The sequence below is a fragment of the Bacillus taeanensis genome (genome assembly GCF_003318295.1).
In the GTDB taxonomy this organism is placed as follows: Bacteria; Bacillota; Bacilli; order Bacillales; family UBA6769; genus Maribacillus; species Maribacillus taeanensis.
This window is the reverse complement of the sequence record NZ_QOCW01000014.1, coordinates 12226-29701: the sequence shown is the minus strand read 5'-3', so window position 1 is coordinate 29701 and position 17476 is coordinate 12226. Positions and strand designations below refer to the sequence as shown.

The window sequence follows — 17476 nt, the reverse complement described above, 5'->3', positions numbered from 1 at the left end:
CCAATGCGCATGAATCAAATGATTCAATTTATAAAGCAGTTGTCTGGTAGGGTAAATTCAAGCATGTATGCATCCATTCAAGATCAATCAAATCCACAGCATATTTCGTTATTAAGACAGCTGCAAAAAGAAATTAAAGTGAAAAATAGTTTAGATCTCTCTCTGAAGGATTTAAAGGTCGTCGTCTTTGATCTTGAAACAACAGGTTTTTATCCTCAGAAGGGGGATACTATTTTATCTATCGGGGCTGTTAAAGTAACAGGTGAGAAAATAGAAGAGGATACATTTTATTCTTTGGTTCAATCAAATGCAGCAGTTTCGCCACGTGTAGAAGAATTAACCGGGATTAAGGAAGAAGAATTAAGAGCGGCACCACCTTTTTCAGAAGTGCTTACAAGTTTTTATCAATTTATAAAAGGACATACCCTTGTTGCGCATCACGCGAAACATGAACAAGTATTTATGCAGCATGCGACATGGAGCTTAATGCGGGCAAATTTTGATCACCGTATTATTGATACCTCCTTTTTAATGAGGATTGTTGATCCGGTTCAAAAAGATTTCCAGTTAGAAGAGTGTTGTATAAAATGCGGAATCGACGTAGAAAATCGTCATCATGCTTTAGGGGATGCGAAAATGACAGCAGCACTTTGGTGTTATTACTTAAGAGAGATTCAAGCATTAGGGTTTGAAAATTTGCGTGAGGTTTATGAACGTTTAGCTCAAATGTAATCATAGGAGTGATTTGCTTGGATGAAATTAAAAGAAATGAAGCCTTATTTCCAATTAGTGTGGTCAAGGAAATTACTAATTTAACAGCACGGCAAATTCGTTATTATGAAGAACAAGGGCTTATAAATCCAGGGCGTAATAAAGGAAATCATCGTGTGTATTCATTAAATGATATTGCGCGCTGTCTTGAAATTAAAAGGTATATTGACCAAGGGCTTAATATTGCCGGTATTAAAGCAGTATATGATTCAAAAGTACAAGAGAAAAATATTATACCCAATCATATGGAAAAACTAAAAATTGATCTTTCAGACCTTGAGCTTCGTGAGTTATTAGTAAAAGTGAAGAAAAAAATTTATGGTTCATAAAGAATTATGCTTCATTGTACTTCATTTTAATTCAAGTATTGCTGCTCTTTTTAAAACAACTGGCGAGGGAATAGTGGATCTATTTAGAGAAAATATTAGACATTTCTTCGCCCTATATTAATGTTTTGATAAAAGCAGCAATCTTATGTAAGAGATTGCTGAATTTTTTTCTTGCATCTTTTTTTAAAAATATGCTATAGTGTGATTATGAAGGTTAGATGTCTGACGACTAGCTTTAGAAGTAGGGCGTGTAGGGCTCTTTTTTTATTCAGAAGTGTAAGCGTATTCTCATGAGTTTATTTTTTAGAAATAAAGATTCACCTAAAAAGTCTGACATCTTACAACAAATTGGAATATTTAAAAATAGTTTACCGCACTTAGTTTATTTCATAAAAATAATCTTCAGCTGAAAACTACTTATAAGAGCTTAATCGTTTAAAAAATTTATGATGTGTTGTTATACAGATTATAAAGCGTTGGAACAGGGAAATATGATTGGTGCCGAGAAAAAAATATAATAAGAGGTTGTTTGGTTTAATACAATAAAAAGGGTGATAAGCGATGAGAATGGTTGATTTAATTGCTAAAAAAAGAGATGGCAGAGAACTTACCAAGCAAGAGATTAATTTTATGATTCAAGAGTATACGAAAGGGGAAATTCCTGACTATCAAATGTCAGCTTTTGCAATGGCGGTTTTCTTCCGTGATATGACGCCTGACGAGCGTGCGAATTTAACAATGGCCATGGTTGAATCAGGAGATCAAATCGATTTATCAGAAATCGAAGGTATTAAAGTAGACAAGCATAGTACTGGTGGAGTAGGAGATACAACCACATTAGTATTAGCACCGCTCGTAGCAGCGGTAGGTGTTCCAGTTGCAAAAATGTCTGGACGCGGCTTAGGTCATACCGGTGGGACAATTGATAAGCTTGAAGCTGTTCCGGGCTTTCATGTAGAAATCGATAACAACGAATTTAATGAGCTTGTAAATAGAAATAAAGTGGCAGTTATTGGACAAAGCGGCAACTTAACACCTGCGGATAAAAAATTGTACGGTTTACGTGATGTCACAGCGACTGTTGAATCTATTCCGATGATTGCAAGTTCAATTATGAGTAAGAAAATTGCTGCTGGTGCTGATGCAATTGTATTAGATGTAAAAACAGGCAGCGGCGCGTTTATGAAGAAGCTTGAAGACTCAAAAGAGCTTGCAAGATCGATGGTTGAAATTGGAAATAATCTTGGGCGTAAAACAATGGCAATTATTTCAGATATGAATCAACCGCTTGGGTTTGCAATTGGGAATGCGCTGGAAGTAAAAGAAGCGATTGACACGTTAAAAGGACAAGGACCGAATGATCTCCAAGAATTATGTCTTGTATTAGGAAGTCAGATGGTTTATTTAGCTGAAAAGTCTTCAAGCGTTGAGGAAGCTCGTAAAATGCTTGAAGAAGCTATTTCAAGCGGTAAGGCGCTTGAAAAGTTTAAGCAGTTTTTAGAAGCACAGGGCGGTGATGCATCTGTTGTTGATAATCCTTTAAACCTTCCTACAGCAAAATATACATTTGAGGTAGAAGCGAAAGAAGATGGCATTGTTTCTGAAATTGTTGCCAATGACATTGGTACAGCTGCCATGATATTAGGTGCAGGGCGTGCCACGAAAGAATCTGAAATAGATTTAGCGGTAGGTCTAGTTCTTCATAAAAAAATTGGCGACAGTGTAAAAAAAGGCGAGCCGCTTGTAACGATTCACAGTAATAAAGAAGAGGTAGAAGATGTAATTGAAAGAATTTACGAGTCTTACACAATTACTCAAGATAAAGTGAAAATTCCTACATTAATTTATGATCATATTCAGTAATTTTTAAAATGTTAAATAGTGAAAATTGGAAGGGTGTTTATAATGAACGAAAACGTTGCGAAAATGATTGACCATACATTATTAAAACCAGAAGTAACAAAAGAACAAATTATTACATTATCAGAGGAAGCAAAAGAATACAATTTTGCGTCTGTTTGTGTAAACCCAACTTGGGTAAAAACTGCTTATGATGTATTAAAAGATACAGATGTAAAGGTTTGTACAGTTATTGGTTTTCCGTTAGGTGCCTCAACTCCGGAAGTGAAGGCATTTGAAACGAAAAATGCGATTGAAAACGGCGCAGCAGAAATTGATATGGTATTAAATATTGGGGCTTTAAAAGATCAAAACAATGAGCTTGTTGAGCGTGATATTACAGCTGTAGTAGAAGCTGCAAAAGGAAAGGCGCTTGTAAAAGTTATTATTGAAACATGCTTATTAACCGAAGAAGAAAAAGTTCGCGCCTGTGAATTATCTGTACGGGCAGGAGCTGACTTTGTTAAAACATCAACAGGATTCTCTACAGGTGGAGCTACGGCAGAAGATATCGCCTTAATGCGAAAGACAGTTGGACCGGATATTGGTGTAAAAGCTTCAGGCGGTGTACGAAGTCGTGAAGATGCTCATGCCATGATTGAAGCTGGCGCAACGCGTATCGGTGCAAGTGCCGGTATTAAAATTGTAAAAGGTGAAGTTGCTGATTCGGATTACTAAGACATATATATAAATATCGACTGAAAAGATGAGGGAGAGAAAATGAAAGAAATTTTATTAAGTATCCTTGCCGGTATTGTTATTGGGATTGTTTTTAAAGTCTTACGCCTTCCAATTCCTGCACCGCCTGTATTAGCTGGAGTAATGGGGATTTTTGGTGTTTATTTAGGCAGTTTATTTGCAAGTTGGATGTATAAATTATTCTTCTAGAAGTCTTTTAAAGAGGTGAAAATAATGAACCAAACAAAGCTTATTGAAGAAGCAAAAAAAGCGCGTGAAAGGGCTTATGCTCCTTATTCGAAGTTTAAGGTGGGAGCTGCTTTATTAACAGAGGATGGAAAAGTTTATCATGGTTGTAATATCGAAAATGCGGCATACAGCTTATGCAACTGCGCGGAGAGAACAGCATTATTTAAGGCGCATTCTGAAGGAGATCGAAAATATGAGCTGCTTGTAGTTGTTGCTGATACAGAGCGACCGGTACCTCCGTGCGGCGCGTGCCGTCAAGTTATCTCTGAGCTTTGTGATCCAGAGATGAAAGTGATTTTAACGAACTTAAAAGACAATATACAAGAAATTTCCGTAAAGGAATTGCTTCCTGGGGCCTTCTCACCTGAAGATTTAAACTAAAAAAACAGGATATGTAATTAAAAACGTTACTGCTCTAACTAGAGCAGTAACGTTTTTTTAGCTATATGAGCAGTATGTTTACTTGCCAATGAACGGAAAGGTCTAAAAAACTCGCGGAAAAAGAAAAGAGTGGAAGGGGGATAAGGATTAATTTCACTGATAATCTTATTTCGTTCATTTCTGCTTTTTTCATACATACAAATAGTACTATAACAGTTAGAAAAAATAGGGGGGATTTGAATGGGCGCGCTTACCTCGCAAATTTTAGTTGGACAAGGAAACCCTGAAGAAGGGGGGATCAACCCAAGTCATTATCTTTATTTATCTGAAGATGGTCTTTCTGTTTGGTCATTAGTGCAAACAACAAATGAAGTAGAAAATGACTGCAAAAGAGTTACGTGGGTTTCAACCCCTGAACACTTATTAGAAGATGCCCTCTTAATGATCGGATTATATGTTATTAAAGATCATGAATTAAAACAGATGGCCGCAGAATATTTTACAGAGAAAAAAGGTAGAGCCGTTGTTATGTTAAAAGAGAAGGATGATCGAAAAGAAAAACTATATCGAAGAGCACGAAAAATTGCGAGTCATAAAAAGATTATTTTAACTGTGTTTCATGGATCCAGTGTCAAAAAACAAATTGGGAAATTGAGACAATATAAAATGAATATAGAGGTTTGTACACCGTTGTTTTTATTGGATTAAATAGAAGGAAAGGTCAATCGTAGAAGAGCGGTTGACTTTTATTTTTTAAAATGTATAAAAACGTTTTTTGAAACAGGTTTATTAAAGAGAGAGGATTGTATGAGTAACCTTGAAAGTATTTAATTAATTTCTTATATAATAGAAGGAGTTGCGGGGGAGTCTGTTAGGATACAGCACCTTTTTCTTCTAATATAAAAGACAGAGGGAATTTTCCTTCTGCCTTTCTGTTTGTGATTGTCTTATAAAAAGTAAAAACCGATTCCCATAATTAAATAAGCTGCTAAAAGTGTCGCTCCTTCAAACCAGTTTGTTTCTCCGTCATTTGAAATAATGACGGTCAATAGAACGGCAGATGCCATTGAAATGAGTTCTGGCAATGTAAAAACAAGCGGCATTTTAATCGGAAAGAATAATGAAATGAGCACAAGCAGTGGTGCTACAAACATAGCAATTTGTAATGTTGAGCCAACGGCAATTTCAACTGCAATATTCATTCGGTTTTTATACGCCATAATAATTGCGGAAGCATGTTCTGCGGCATTTCCTACAATCGCTACAATAATAACTCCGATAAATAATTCGCTCCAGCCAAATGTTTCACCTACTATTTCAAATGTATGAACTAAGTTTTCGGATACATAAGCAACTGCAGCGGTAGCGAGCGCTAAAATAAGCATTGCTTTTCGCTTTGACCACTCCGGTTCTTCTTCATGCGTTGGGTCATCATTTTGATGTTTATAAACACCGCGATGTGTGACAAGTTTAAAAAAGAGTGCTGCTAAATAAAGAAGAATAAGAATAGCTGAAATTCCAATGCTTAATGCAAGTGATTTTGAGTTCGTCATTTCAGTAGAAAAAACTTCTGGAATGACAAAAGCAACAATAATGGCAAACATTAATAAACCTGAGTTATGTCTTGCATCATAAACATTAAATGCTTGTCGTTTAAATTTTAATCCCCCTATAAAGAAAGATAGTCCTGCGACAAGAAGCAGGTTTCCTAACACAGAACCGGTTAAAGAAGCGAGCACAACTTCAATCAATCCCTCTTTTAAAGCAAAGATAGAAATAATTAATTCGACTGCGTTTCCGAAAGTAGCGTTTAGAAGACCGCCGATGCTTGGTCCGGATATAATTGCTAAACTTTCGGTTGCGCGTCCCATATAAGAAGCAAGCGCAATAATTGTGATACAGTAGATTATAAACATGAGAATTTGTGACCAGTGCAGTAAACTGCCTAAAATGGACAAAGGTACTCCTGTGAAAACAAGCAGAGAAAAAATTTTATTCATACGTGTTCATCCTTTCTTCACTTTAAATGCTGTTTTCTTAGTATTCCCGTATTATAATAGGATTTAACGAATAAAGTTTCGGGAATTTTGTACAATATCCCTCTTTTTCTAAAAAATTCTTTGATAATTTAGCTAAAAAAGTATTGCGAAAACTCTAACTTTATCTTATAATGAGAAACAACAAGATGATGTTAAGAAAGATTACATGAAGGGGAAGTGTTTATTACATGTCGACGGTTTCTGTAAATCAAAACGTATTAGAACAAATTAAAAATACAATTCAAGAAAAAAATGTTGAATTATTGCATATGCAATTCGTAGATATTGAAGGGACTTTAAAGCATGTGACAATTACAGCTGAACAGCTTGATCAAGCGGTTAGTGGTCAAGTAATGTTTGACGGTTCTTCAATTACTGGTTTTTCACCGATTAACAAATCTGACTTATACTTAAAACCTGATTTAAATACGTTCGCAGTTCTTCCTTGGTCTGTTGAAGAAGGTTATTCTGAAGCGCGTTTTTTATGTAGTGTAACAAATCCGGACGGAACTGATTTTGAAGGAGATCCACGTAACGTTTTAAAAAAGACAGTTGAAAAAGCAGCAGAAGCTGGTTACTCTATCAACGTAGGACCAGAGCTTGAGTTCTTCCTTTTTGAAACAGACGAAACAGGTCGTCCAACACAACAAACACAAGACTTTGCGGGATATTTTGAGCCATCTCCACATGATTATGGTGAAAAAGTACGTCTTGCAATCTACCGTGCATTAAAAGCAATGGGCTTTACAATTGAAGCGTCACACCACGAAGTAGCAGAAGGTCAGCATGAAATTAACTTTAAATATTCTGATGCTCTAGGTGCTGCAGACCTTTCAACAACTTACAAATGGGTTGTTAAAACTGTTGCAAAACAATTTGGTCTTCATGCTTCATTTATGCCAAAACCAATTGCTGGCGCAAACGGAAGCGGAATGCACGTAAATGTTTCTTTATTTAACAATGAAGAGCAAAAGAATTCATTCTTTGATGAAAAAGATGAAAGACAACTTTCTGAAACAGCTTATCAATTTATTGCTGGTTTATTAGAAAATGTAAGTAACTTTGCTGCAGTTACAAATCCGCTTGTAAACTCTTATAAGCGTTTAGTACCTGGTTATGAAGCACCTTGTTATATTGCATGGTCAGCATCTAACCGTTCTGCATTAGTTCGTATTCCTGCAACTCGCGGTGCTGGAACTCGTGTGGAAATTCGTTGTCCAGATCCATCTGCAAATCCATATCTTGCATTTGCTGTAGTTGCTTCAGCTGGTCTTGATGGTGTTACACGCAGTTTAACTCCACCAGCAGAGGTAGTGGACGATATCTTCAGCATGGACGAAGCTGAGCGTAAATCACGTGGTATTGATAATTTACCACCAAGCTTAGAAGCTGCATTAAACGAGTTTGAAGCAGGTCATATTGCTCGTGAAACACTTGGTGAGCATGTATATAGTGAGTACCTTGGTTTAAAGCGTAAAGAGTGGGATAGCTTCCGTACAACTGTTCATGGTTGGGAACTAGAGCAATATCAAACAAAATTCTAATTCATAAAGTTACTAACATACAATAAAAAGTGCTGTGTAAGCTTCAAACTTACACAGCACTTTTTTCTTATTTATTAACTTTTTCGAAAATAAACTCTTGCATAATAGACCTCATATAAAGTACCCTTGCTTTTGTATAAGGGGGAAAATTCATGGATATTGGTTTTATGATTACCATTTTTGTTATTGGTTTTATTGGCTCATTTATTTCAGGGATGGCGGGAATTGGTGGTTCAATTATTAATTATCCAATGCTTTTATATATTCCTCCATTTATTGGCATATTTTCTTTAACAGCTCATGAAGTAACAGGAATAACAGCTGTTCAAGTTTTTTTTGCTACGATAAGCGGTGTAATGGTGTATCGTAAGGGGGGGTATTTAAATAAGACATTAATTGTTTATATGGGAACAAGTATATTAGCAGGAAGCTTTATTGGCAGCACTGCTTCAAAATTAATGACAGCTGAATCTATTAATATTGTATATGGGGCCTTAGCAATTATTGCCTCAGTACTGATGTTTGTTCCAAAAAAAGGACTTGATAATGTGGAATTTGCACAGGTATCGTACAATAAATGGCTGGCAGCATTTCTTGCCCTTTTAGTCGGTGTAAGTGCTGGAATTGTTGGTGCGGGCGGTGCATTTCTATTAGTACCTATTATGCTTACCATATTAAAAATTCCAACTAAAATGACAGTTGCAACATCGCTTGCCATTACTTTTATGTCTTCTATTGGCTCGATAATTGGGAAAGCGGCAACCGGGCAAATTTTGCTTTTACCGGCACTCATTTTAATGATTGCAAGCCTGCTCTCTGCACCAATAGGAGCAACAATAGGCAAAAAAATAAACGCTAAACTGTTACAAGTAATTTTAGCGGGGTTAATAGCGGGTGTTGCTGTTAAGATTTGGTTTGATCTTCTTTTCTAAGCAATTTACTCGGTTTCAATATATGTTTCAAGAGCCGGATGATATTCTTTTTTATAGTGGCCATCTGGACAGCTTTTTACAATTCCACCACAAAAAGAACTCACTTTAGGTGTAACAAGCGTTTTTTTACATGTGGGGCATTGCTCTGTAAGGAACTTCTTTAGAAATTTCATACAATTCACTCCTTAATCCCGTTAATTCCTATTAATATACTGTGAATTATAGCGTATTTTTATTTATTTGAAAAGAAAAAAGCTTAAAAATTTATCGGGTGAATAATGCTGGTTTGACAGGGGGATTTTGGTTATGAATTAAAAAGCTATAGATTACGTTTATGTTGTGAATTTTGTTTACGCATGAGAAGGGAGAAGAAAAGTGAACAGAGAAAGCAGTCTTGTGTTTGTATATGGCTCATTGAAGAAGAAACAATCTAATCACTATTTTTTAAAGGATGCAGCATGTGTAGAGGAGCATTGTTGGACAAATGGGAAGCTATACGATACAGGATGTGGATATCCAGCTGTTGAAGAGTTACCTAGAGAGATTGTTTATGGAGAATTATATAAAGTGAATGAGGAACAATTGTATAAGTTAGATAGTTTAGAAGATTACTTTGGAGTTGGAAAAGAAAATTTATATGAACGAATTACTCAAACGATTTATACAAACTCAAAAAAATACGAAGCTTATGTTTATGTAATTTCAGAAAAGAAGAAGCATATGTTAAAGGCTTTAATAGAAAACGGTATATGGAATAAATAAGCGATGTAACAGATTTTCTAGAAATATTCAAGGGTAACAAGCTTAATAGATAATGGAAATGGAAGTATAATAGAAAATAAATACTTTTAGAAGGTTTAACAGGAGGTGATGCTGTGGATTTTGAAAATTTAATTTCTTTTGTTTCGATTTCAATGTTGTTAACACTTGCTCCAGGACCTGATATTCTTTTTGTGATTGTTCAAAGCATTTCTCAAGGAAAACGTGCTGGAATTGCTGTTGCTCTTGGGTTATGTACAGGGCTTATCGTACATACGACAGCTGCGGCTCTCGGTATTTCAGTTATTCTTAATCAATCTACTGCTGCGTTTCAATTAGTTAAATATGCTGGGGCTGTTTACTTGTTATATCTTGTGTGGCAGGCATTTAAAGAAGGGGATACATCTTTTTCAATGAAGGAAGCAAAAAATCAGCAGTTTATCAGTTTGTATAAGCGTGGAATTTTTATGAACATTTTAAATCCGAAAGTTTCTCTTTTCTTTTTAGCTTTTTTACCACAGTTTGTATCGGCTGAACTAGGAAAAATACCCTTCCAAATGATTATTTTAGGTATCATCTTTATGGCGCAGGCATTCATTATCTTTACAGGAACAGCACTTTTTTCTGTAAGTTTTAGTCAAAGGTTTTTTAGTAACCATAAAATAGGGAAATATATAAATTACTTTAAAGCAATTATTTTTGCAGTAATAGGAATTCGTTTAGCATTTATGGAAAAATAAATGTGCTAATATCAAAAACAGCAAAGGATGAATTCCTCATCCTTTGCTTTCTTTATGTGGATGGGGAGTATGGTCTGAAGAGTATGTGAAATATCAAACTATCAATGGGGATTATTATTATCTAATAAAAAGTATTGAAATTTTATCAACCTGATCTTTGAAGCTGGAGAGATGCTCAAGTTGATTGTTGGAAGGAGTTTGCGCGTCTGCGCAACAATTCCACTTGCTCTTTTAGGAATTCAATGTCTGCTTCATTTAAACCGTCTGTATTAATAATTAATTTGTTGTCTTGCTGCACAGTTGTGTATTGTTGAACTAACCGTTGCGAAGGCATATTTCCTGTTACTAAATAGTCAATTGTTACTTCAAATAATGATGCGAGTTTAGCCATCACCTCCTTAGACGGATCACGCAAACTATATTCCCAATTAGCATATGTACTGCTTCTTTTTAAACCAAGCTGCTTTGCTACATAAACTTGAGACCATCCTCTTTTCAAACGTTCTTCCCTTAATCGATCTCCCATTTTCATTGTTTTATCACTCCATAATACGTCATTTTTAATAAATTTTACCATTATAGAGTATGAAAAGGGAACAGTTTTCTGCAAATATTTACAAATATTGAGTTCTGAAGGCTAATAAACGGTGGTGGAGTATTCTAGAAGGGTATCTTAAGAAGTATCATAAGGTGAAAAATAGCCAGATTATTGTTTTAAAAATACATCTTTTGTTTCTTAATGTCATCATATACCATATTAAAGAAAAATAAAAGGATAATTTTGTTAAGATTATGTAAACATCGTAATGTGTAATAACTAGAATAATTAAGTAACTATATTAAAAAAGAAGATCTTCAGTATACAAAAGAACTTTCTAGTGATTTATCCTTTGCAGAAGAGCTGTCAGATGGTGGAGAGCGGAATGAAGTAATTAAACGACAAATAAAAGGAAAGTAATAAAAGTGAGAAGGCTTACTGCTTCTCACTTTTTTGTATAGTTCTCCTTCTTTATTAGCAATCTATAAATAAACGCTACATAAAGGAGTCCAAAAGATGGAAATGGGTTGGTTGTCAATTTTGCCATTTCTTGCAGTCATTATTGTTGCAGGAATTACCAAACAAGTACTGCCTGGATTAACAATTGGCTTAGCAGCAGCTTCATATCTTGTAAAGCCTGAATTATTAGGTGGCATACAGCAAATGTTAATGTACGCAGTTGAGGGAATAGGCAATGAAAATAATATTAAAATTATTATCTTTCTTTATCTCTTTTCCGGCTTAATTGGTATGATAAAAATGTCAGGTGGAATTAAAGGATTTGTAGAAACAGTCTCAGAGCGTGTGCAGTCAAAAAAAGGGGCTCTTTTTTTAACTTGGTTATCAACAGTTGGTACATTTAGTGCACCCACATTTCGCTTTGTAACGATTGCTCCAATAATGAGAGCGTTGTTAAAACGGATAAAGATGACGACACAAGAGCTTGGGTTTGTTATTGAAACAACAGCCACTCCCATTGTTGTGTTAATTCCCATTGCTACCGCATTTGTCGGCTATATGGCTTCAATTGTGGATATTGCATTAAAAAATCAAGGAATTAAAGGGGACGGCTATGATTTATACATACAAAGTATCCCGTATAATTTTTTTGCTTTTACTATTATTATACTTGGTTTTTATTTAAGCTTTTTTCATCATGCCAAAAAGCCAGCGACAGATGCAAATGGAGGGAAAAATGAAATTGAGGATGATGATTGGCATGATTGTCATCCAGCTGTAGCGAAAGATCTTCCTTCAAAACCATGGAACTTAGTTATTCCTCTTGTTCTTGTCATTGGATTAACGCTCTTTTTAACGTATTGGGACGGTTTTAAGCAGGGGTATAGAGGATTTAAAGCATTTGTTGAAGCGGATGTCTTAACGGCAATGGTCCTTGCGTTAATGATTACATTTTTTATTTCTCTTATCCTTATGCTTGTACAAAGGTTTTCACTAAGAAAAACCATTCTTTATTTTATCGAGGGCGGAAATAGTTTGATGTCTGTTATTCTTCTTCTAACCATTGTATGGGGATTAGCATTAGCGACAGAAGATCTTGGTTTTTCAAATTTTGTAACTGAAAATGTAGATTGGATTCCACAGATGTTTGTACCGCCTGTACTATTTCTGCTTGGAGCAGTAATTTCATATTTTATTGGCTCTGCATGGGGAACATGGGGGATTTTAATGCCTTTAGGAATTTCACTTGCGCAAGTGTCAGGAGTAGAGCTTCCACTTGTTATTGGAGCCGTATTTGCAAGCGGAACATTTGGTTCATTTGCTTCCCCACTTAGCGATGATACGAATACAGTAGCAGGAATTTTAAAGTTAAAGGTTATTCCATATGCTAAATTCAAATTAGTTCCTGCCCTTATTGCAGCAGGGATTACAACAGTTTTATATATGATAGTACCGTTTATCCTCTAATAAAAATGCCCTTCAGCACTGAAGGGCATTTTTATTAGAGAGTTTTAAAAAGACCTGTATTTAGTAATTCAGCATATACTTCTTTGTTATCTGTGTCTTTTACAAGTATTTCAACGGTTTGATCAGGTTGTAAAGAAAGTGCTAAAATGCCAAGTAAGCTTTTAGCGTCAACTACCCAATGTTCTTTTTTGAACAAAATAGTTTCTTCAAATTGATTTGCTTTATTGACAACTAAACTTGCGGATTCGGCAAAAACAGGTTTTAATACTTTTACTTTCATGTTTTCACATCCTTTTATATGTATTTCTTACTAGTATAAAAGTAAATATTTTCATAAAGCAATAGGACGTTTTAACTGTTAGCATATTTTAATGATTTTTATCCGCGAATTTTATGTGGAAGTAGGCATATTGAAAAAAACGATCAAAGTATTTATTAGTATTTTTTATCCCTAAAGAAGTTTCAACCGCATATATTTTAATGTAGTTAATTCAAAAGGGGGAGTAAAATGATGCATAACATGGTTCCGAATCCTACACCACACCAACCGATATCTAATCCTTCAATTCGTCAGTACCCTCAAATTGATTCAATGGCCTTAATGCAGTCAGCAAAGTCTTATAAGAATTTATTACAAGAGGCAAACCTTTTGATTGATAAATTATCGAGCTCTACAGATTTTAATAATAAATTAATGTATGCAGCTCAACATTCTAATATAAAAGAAGTAGAACGACTGATTACATCAATAGGCATCACTTCAAATTTGAAAGTTTCTTATAATCCAGATGGTCTTCATTTAGAAATATATTCAAAGATAGAACATGTAACTTGTTGTAAATTAATCATGGCAATTCGTTGGCGTTAAGAAAAGTTTAAGACCCGGCAAAAGTTGTTCACGCTCTTTTTATACCATTACAGGAAAAACAGGTAATAATAAAGAAAGAATTATCTCTTGGAATGAATTTTTTTGAAACCTTTATCATCTATCATCGTAAATGTAAAAGAAGCTGATGATGAAGCAATGAAAGGGAGAGAGTATAATATGTCCTTTATGAAAAAAATGCTATCAAGTGTTGGAATTGGTGCTGCAAAGGTTGATACGCAATTAGTGCAGGAAGAAATTCAAGCAGGTGGAAAAATGAGTGGTCGTGTTGTGATTTCAGGAGGAAGTGTGCAGCAAGATATCGATAATATTTATTTAACGCTTATGACAACTTATGAAAAAGAACATGATGACCGAAAAGTGACTGAAGAAGTAGTAATCGCTCAGTATTTAATTAGTGAAAGATTTACAATTTTCCCTAATAAAACGGAAGAGATCGATTTTGAATTTGACATTCCTATGGACACTCCAATTACTGGCGGTTATTCAAAAGTGTGGGTGCAAACGGGTTTAGATATAAAAAATGCCATTGACCCGTCAGATCGTGATTATTTACAAATAAAGGCCCATCCATTAGCAGAGGAGGTTTTTTCTGCATTAACAGACTTAGGCTTTAAACTGCGCAAGGTCAATAATGAAGCAGTTCCCTACCGTATGCAAAAGCGTTTGCCATTTGTCCAAGAATTTGAGTTTATTCCCATAAGCGGTCCGTTTCAAAATAAATTGGATGAACTTGAAATTGTTTTTTTTCTATCAGAAGAAAGCTGTGAACTTTTCATGGAAGTAGATCGTCGAGCAAAAGGATTAGGAGGTCTGTTTTCAGAAATGCTTGATATGGATGAGGCAAGGGTACGTTTTACATTCACAGAAAATGAACTCCCAGTTTTAACAGAGCAGTTAGAAGAAGTTATTAGACGCTTTAGTTAAAAAAGAACCTCCCCTCTCTTTTAAGAGAGGGGAGGTTCTTTTTGTGGAAGGAACTTCGAATTAGGGAGGTAGGATTTCAGATGGACGCTTCTAAAGTGGGTGGGGCTTAGCAATCGTCCAATACCTGAATCCATACCCTGATGCATAGCTCTCCCGTCATACTATGTAATATGATGGGGATAAAACAGTTTAGGGGATGCTGTTTAAAACTATTGTACATCATTTTGTTAACGCTTACAAACTATTTTTTTAGAAGATCATTAATTGTTTTGTATTAAATACATATATGTGTATTTACAGAATGATTGTCTGAAATTTGCTGGCTTATCCAAGTTTGGCATTTAGGGCAAAAAACATCAGCATTAGGAAGTGTCCAGACAAGGTTTTTATCACATGTGTGACATGTTATTAATACGAGTTTTGGTTGTTTTTCTTTCATGCTATCGCCTCCACGTTCAATATAACATAAGTTAGAATATTCTGAAAACTATTTTTTGAAAAATATTCGTTTATTTTGTGGATTTCCCTTTGTAGAAATATGTATAAGCGATAATTTTTAAAATAGTACTAAATTTAATGAGAAAGCAAAAAAAGATTTTTTACTTAAAATAAGTGCTTAATTATAGTAAACTAAATTATTGTGCAGAAATTAAATAGGTGGAATGGAAGTGGATAGTATGGGAGTAAGACGAAATGATCCTTGTTTTTGCAGGAGCGGCAAGAAATATAAAAAATGTTGTATGAAAAGAGCAGAAGTGGTACAGCTTCAGCAGTTAAGGGAAGAACGTTTTGAAGACTTAAAACAGCAATTTACAAAGCAAATTAAAGAGTTTGTATCCAATCAGATTTCTTCAGAGACAATGAAGAAAATAAAAAAAGATTTTCAAGACCGTTTTCAAGTTAAAATGCTTACAAACTTATTAAATACATATTTTGATATGTGGCTTGTTTATTTCATTACATTTGAGAATGGCAAGCGTGGTGTGGAATGGTTTTATGAAGAAAATCAAAGATACCTTGCTAATGATGAAGATCAAGTATTAAAAAATTGGATGGAAAACTCACCAAGACTTCTTGAAACGGCAGCAATAGATGAAAATGGTGTCATGTTTCAAGATTGCTTTACAAAAGAAACATTTAAAGTTTCACAAACAAAAAAAATGGAAGCTTTTGCTCCATGGCAAGGTACTATAGGATTTATTCAAAGCTTTAATGGTGTTCATTATATTCATGAAGTATGTAGATTTTATGAGCCTGAACGAATCAGAAATGCAAAAGTAGAAATAAATCGCTTAATGAATGAAAGAAATGAATCCTATAAAGAAGTGATAATAAGCAGTTATCCTGAAATTTTATTGCAGCTGTTACAGCATGATCTTAAGAAAGAAAATGAAACAGTGAGCATTGAACAATTTATTTTTTCATATGAACTTTCTAATAAAGAGGAATTCCTTACTGAATTATTTAATCGAAATGATATTATTATGGAGAATTGGCATCAAAATAATGGAGTATTAACATGGATTGGTGACTGGTATTGTTATGAAGATAGTGAAACGGCTTTTCCTGTTTATATTGCGGAGGCTTTTGCACAGCTTCATATTAAAGATGAAAGACTTTATTTTGATTCGCTTTCTGCAAGCAGCAGTGAAGAGTTTGAAGGGTGGATAAATCAATTTAAGAACGTTTCATTATTAAATAAAGAAATAAAGAAGCACCAAATTCCAAAACAGGCCAAAGCATTATCTTTTTCAATGAAAGCAAATGAGCAAACCCCAAGATCTTTTGCATTATTTGCTCAAAGTCGGATGTTAACGGAAGATCTTAATGAACCTCTCAACTTTCTAAATGGAAAAACACCAAGAGAAATGGCAGCCGCCGGCGAGGTGGAAATACTGGATGCTTGGTTGAAGCAGCATGAATATAATAAATATGTTCAAGTGAAAGCACAATTTGGTAAGGTTGAGCAAACAGAAGATGTTAACTGGATGCGTAAAGAATTAGGCTTACCGCTATCACCATTTGTTACAAATAGCAAAGTCCGTAACACAACGTTTACTTTATTTGAAAAGGTAAGTGAAGCGCCAAAAAATAAAAACGACATTTCAGCAGAAGTTGGTACTATTTTTAAGGAACTAGGATTTAGTATTGAAGAGGCAGAAGATTTTTATGCCCAAGATATTGTCGAGTTTTTTAAAGAAAAAACAGATGGTAAGGCTCAATCAACAGTAAAAAAATATTGTACAGGTTTAAATGCTTTAGTAAAAAGTTTGTTAGATTATCCTACTGAGTGCTCTTCATGGAGTGAATGCTCAGCTGATTTTTGGAATTACTTGCTTCAATATAGCTATTTAAATAACAATGATCAAGTGAGTCTAAATCAGGCAAAAGCAGTACTTTCAACAGTAAAAGCTTTTGTAAAATGGCTTGATGAAAGATATAAAACAGAGCAGGTGTCTATTTTCAAAACCGTATTAGCTCAGAATGAACAACATCTTTATAACACCATTCAGTTTTTTGATTACTATGTACCATTTTCTGCACGGAGATCTCGTGCCAAGTCAGCAAAAAAAGGGTTTAAAGTAAAGCCGGAGCTTTCTTCTTTTGAAGGTAAAGTTGAAGGACTATTTAAGGTGAAGCAAAAAAATGGTTCCATTATAAAAATCGAGACAATAATGAATGATAAAGCTGACATGTTTGAAGTAACGATTCCAGCTGAAATTTTAGAACTTGTTCATGAGGAAATGGTTGTAATTGGAAGTATTGAAGAAGATCACAGCTATCGCTGGAAAATTAGTGATCTAAAGCGTGTATATCTTAGTGGTGCACGGAAGTATATGTAATACGAAAAATAAAAAATCTCTACAGTTTTCTTAGA

Annotated in this window: 20 protein-coding genes; 15 read left to right on the top strand and 5 right to left on the bottom strand. The window is 34.7% G+C overall.

Annotated features, from left to right (window positions below; all coding sequences use genetic code 11):
- Window positions 1-3 precede the first annotated feature (3 nt).
- The 7 genes from DS031_RS13615 (at window position 4) to DS031_RS13585 (ending at window position 5015) form a co-directional block, all read left to right on the top strand.
- Window positions 4-732, top strand: a complete 729-nt coding sequence (locus DS031_RS13615) for an exonuclease domain-containing protein (protein ID WP_113806619.1) — start codon at window positions 4-6, stop codon at window positions 730-732.
- 8 nt (window positions 733-740) lie between these two features.
- Entirely contained in the window at window positions 741-1100 is a 360-nt protein-coding gene (locus DS031_RS13610) for a MerR family transcriptional regulator (protein WP_425451968.1), read from the top strand.
- A 561-nt stretch (window positions 1101-1661) separates the two neighbouring features.
- Window positions 1662-2963 carry a pyrimidine-nucleoside phosphorylase gene (locus DS031_RS13605; protein ID WP_113806617.1) on the top strand — a complete coding sequence of 434 codons (1302 nt, stop codon included), beginning with the start codon at window positions 1662-1664 and terminating at the stop codon, window positions 2961-2963.
- A 42-nt stretch (window positions 2964-3005) separates the two neighbouring features.
- On the top strand, window positions 3006-3677 hold the full coding sequence (gene deoC, locus DS031_RS13600; protein WP_113806616.1) for a deoxyribose-phosphate aldolase: 672 nt from the start codon (window positions 3006-3008) through the stop codon (window positions 3675-3677).
- 42 nt (window positions 3678-3719) lie between these two features.
- Window positions 3720-3887: a XapX domain-containing protein gene (locus DS031_RS13595; protein WP_113806615.1), complete on the top strand. Its 168-nt coding sequence runs from the start codon at window positions 3720-3722 to the stop codon at window positions 3885-3887.
- 24 nt (window positions 3888-3911) lie between these two features.
- Window positions 3912-4307, top strand: coding sequence for a cytidine deaminase (locus tag DS031_RS13590; RefSeq protein ID WP_113806614.1), 396 nt, complete (start codon window positions 3912-3914; stop codon window positions 4305-4307).
- Between the two features lie 240 nt (window positions 4308-4547).
- Window positions 4548-5015, top strand: a complete 468-nt coding sequence (locus DS031_RS13585) for a hypothetical protein (protein WP_113806613.1) — start codon at window positions 4548-4550, stop codon at window positions 5013-5015.
- Window positions 5016-5254: 239 nt separating this feature from the next.
- Here the strand turns inward: DS031_RS13585 and cax are convergent, their stop codons facing one another.
- A complete protein-coding gene (gene cax, locus DS031_RS13580; RefSeq protein ID WP_113806612.1) occupies window positions 5255-6307 on the bottom strand; it encodes a calcium/proton exchanger in 1053 nt (350 codons plus the stop codon).
- Window positions 6308-6534: 227 nt separating this feature from the next.
- Between cax and glnA the strand changes: the two genes are divergently transcribed.
- Both glnA and DS031_RS13570 read left to right on the top strand, forming a co-directional pair.
- Window positions 6535-7890: a type I glutamate--ammonia ligase gene (glnA, locus tag DS031_RS13575; protein ID WP_113806611.1), complete on the top strand. Its 1356-nt coding sequence runs from the start codon at window positions 6535-6537 to the stop codon at window positions 7888-7890.
- 152 nt (window positions 7891-8042) lie between these two features.
- Window positions 8043-8822: a sulfite exporter TauE/SafE family protein gene (locus DS031_RS13570; RefSeq protein WP_113806610.1), complete on the top strand. Its 780-nt coding sequence runs from the start codon at window positions 8043-8045 to the stop codon at window positions 8820-8822.
- A 5-nt stretch (window positions 8823-8827) separates the two neighbouring features.
- Here the strand turns inward: DS031_RS13570 and DS031_RS23725 are convergent, their stop codons facing one another.
- Window positions 8828-8995: a hypothetical protein gene (locus DS031_RS23725; RefSeq protein WP_181833155.1), complete on the bottom strand. Its 168-nt coding sequence runs from the start codon at window positions 8993-8995 to the stop codon at window positions 8828-8830.
- Window positions 8996-9197: 202 nt separating this feature from the next.
- Between DS031_RS23725 and DS031_RS13565 the strand changes: the two genes are divergently transcribed.
- Window positions 9198-9584 carry a gamma-glutamylcyclotransferase family protein gene (locus DS031_RS13565; protein ID WP_245947412.1) on the top strand — a complete coding sequence of 129 codons (387 nt, stop codon included), beginning with the start codon at window positions 9198-9200 and terminating at the stop codon, window positions 9582-9584.
- 113 nt (window positions 9585-9697) lie between these two features.
- Window positions 9698-10321 carry a LysE family translocator gene (locus tag DS031_RS13560; RefSeq protein WP_220182087.1) on the top strand — a complete coding sequence of 208 codons (624 nt, stop codon included), beginning with the start codon at window positions 9698-9700 and terminating at the stop codon, window positions 10319-10321.
- Window positions 10322-10496: 175 nt separating this feature from the next.
- On the opposite strand, the gene DS031_RS13555 is transcribed toward DS031_RS13560, so the two are convergent.
- Window positions 10497-10853: a helix-turn-helix transcriptional regulator gene (locus DS031_RS13555; protein WP_181833154.1), complete on the bottom strand. Its 357-nt coding sequence runs from the start codon at window positions 10851-10853 to the stop codon at window positions 10497-10499.
- Window positions 10854-11375: 522 nt separating this feature from the next.
- On the opposite strand from DS031_RS13555, the gene DS031_RS13550 reads away from it, so the two are divergent.
- Window positions 11376-12785, top strand: a complete 1410-nt coding sequence (locus tag DS031_RS13550) for a Na+/H+ antiporter NhaC family protein (protein ID WP_113806608.1) — start codon at window positions 11376-11378, stop codon at window positions 12783-12785.
- A gap of 34 nt (window positions 12786-12819) precedes the next feature.
- Here DS031_RS13550 and DS031_RS13545 read toward each other — a convergent pair whose 3' ends face one another.
- On the bottom strand, window positions 12820-13065 hold the full coding sequence (locus tag DS031_RS13545) for an HPr family phosphocarrier protein (RefSeq protein ID WP_113806607.1): 246 nt from the start codon (window positions 13063-13065) through the stop codon (window positions 12820-12822).
- Between the two features lie 228 nt (window positions 13066-13293).
- On the opposite strand from DS031_RS13545, the gene DS031_RS13540 reads away from it, so the two are divergent.
- Together DS031_RS13540 and DS031_RS13535 are read left to right on the top strand one after the other, a co-directional pair.
- Window positions 13294-13653, top strand: a complete 360-nt coding sequence (locus tag DS031_RS13540; protein WP_113806606.1) for a YuzC family spore coat inner layer protein — start codon at window positions 13294-13296, stop codon at window positions 13651-13653.
- Between the two features lie 102 nt (window positions 13654-13755).
- Complete coding sequence (locus tag DS031_RS13535) at window positions 13756-14598, top strand: sporulation protein (RefSeq protein ID WP_342767249.1); 843 nt, start codon at window positions 13756-13758, stop codon at window positions 14596-14598.
- A gap of 274 nt (window positions 14599-14872) precedes the next feature.
- On the opposite strand, the gene DS031_RS23720 is transcribed toward DS031_RS13535, so the two are convergent.
- Complete coding sequence (locus DS031_RS23720; protein ID WP_181833153.1) at window positions 14873-15037, bottom strand: hypothetical protein; 165 nt, start codon at window positions 15035-15037, stop codon at window positions 14873-14875.
- A 238-nt stretch (window positions 15038-15275) separates the two neighbouring features.
- On the opposite strand from DS031_RS23720, the gene DS031_RS13530 reads away from it, so the two are divergent.
- Entirely contained in the window at window positions 15276-17441 is a 2166-nt protein-coding gene (locus DS031_RS13530) for a YecA family protein (protein WP_425451969.1), read from the top strand.
- The last annotated feature ends 35 nt before the right edge of the window (window positions 17442-17476 follow it).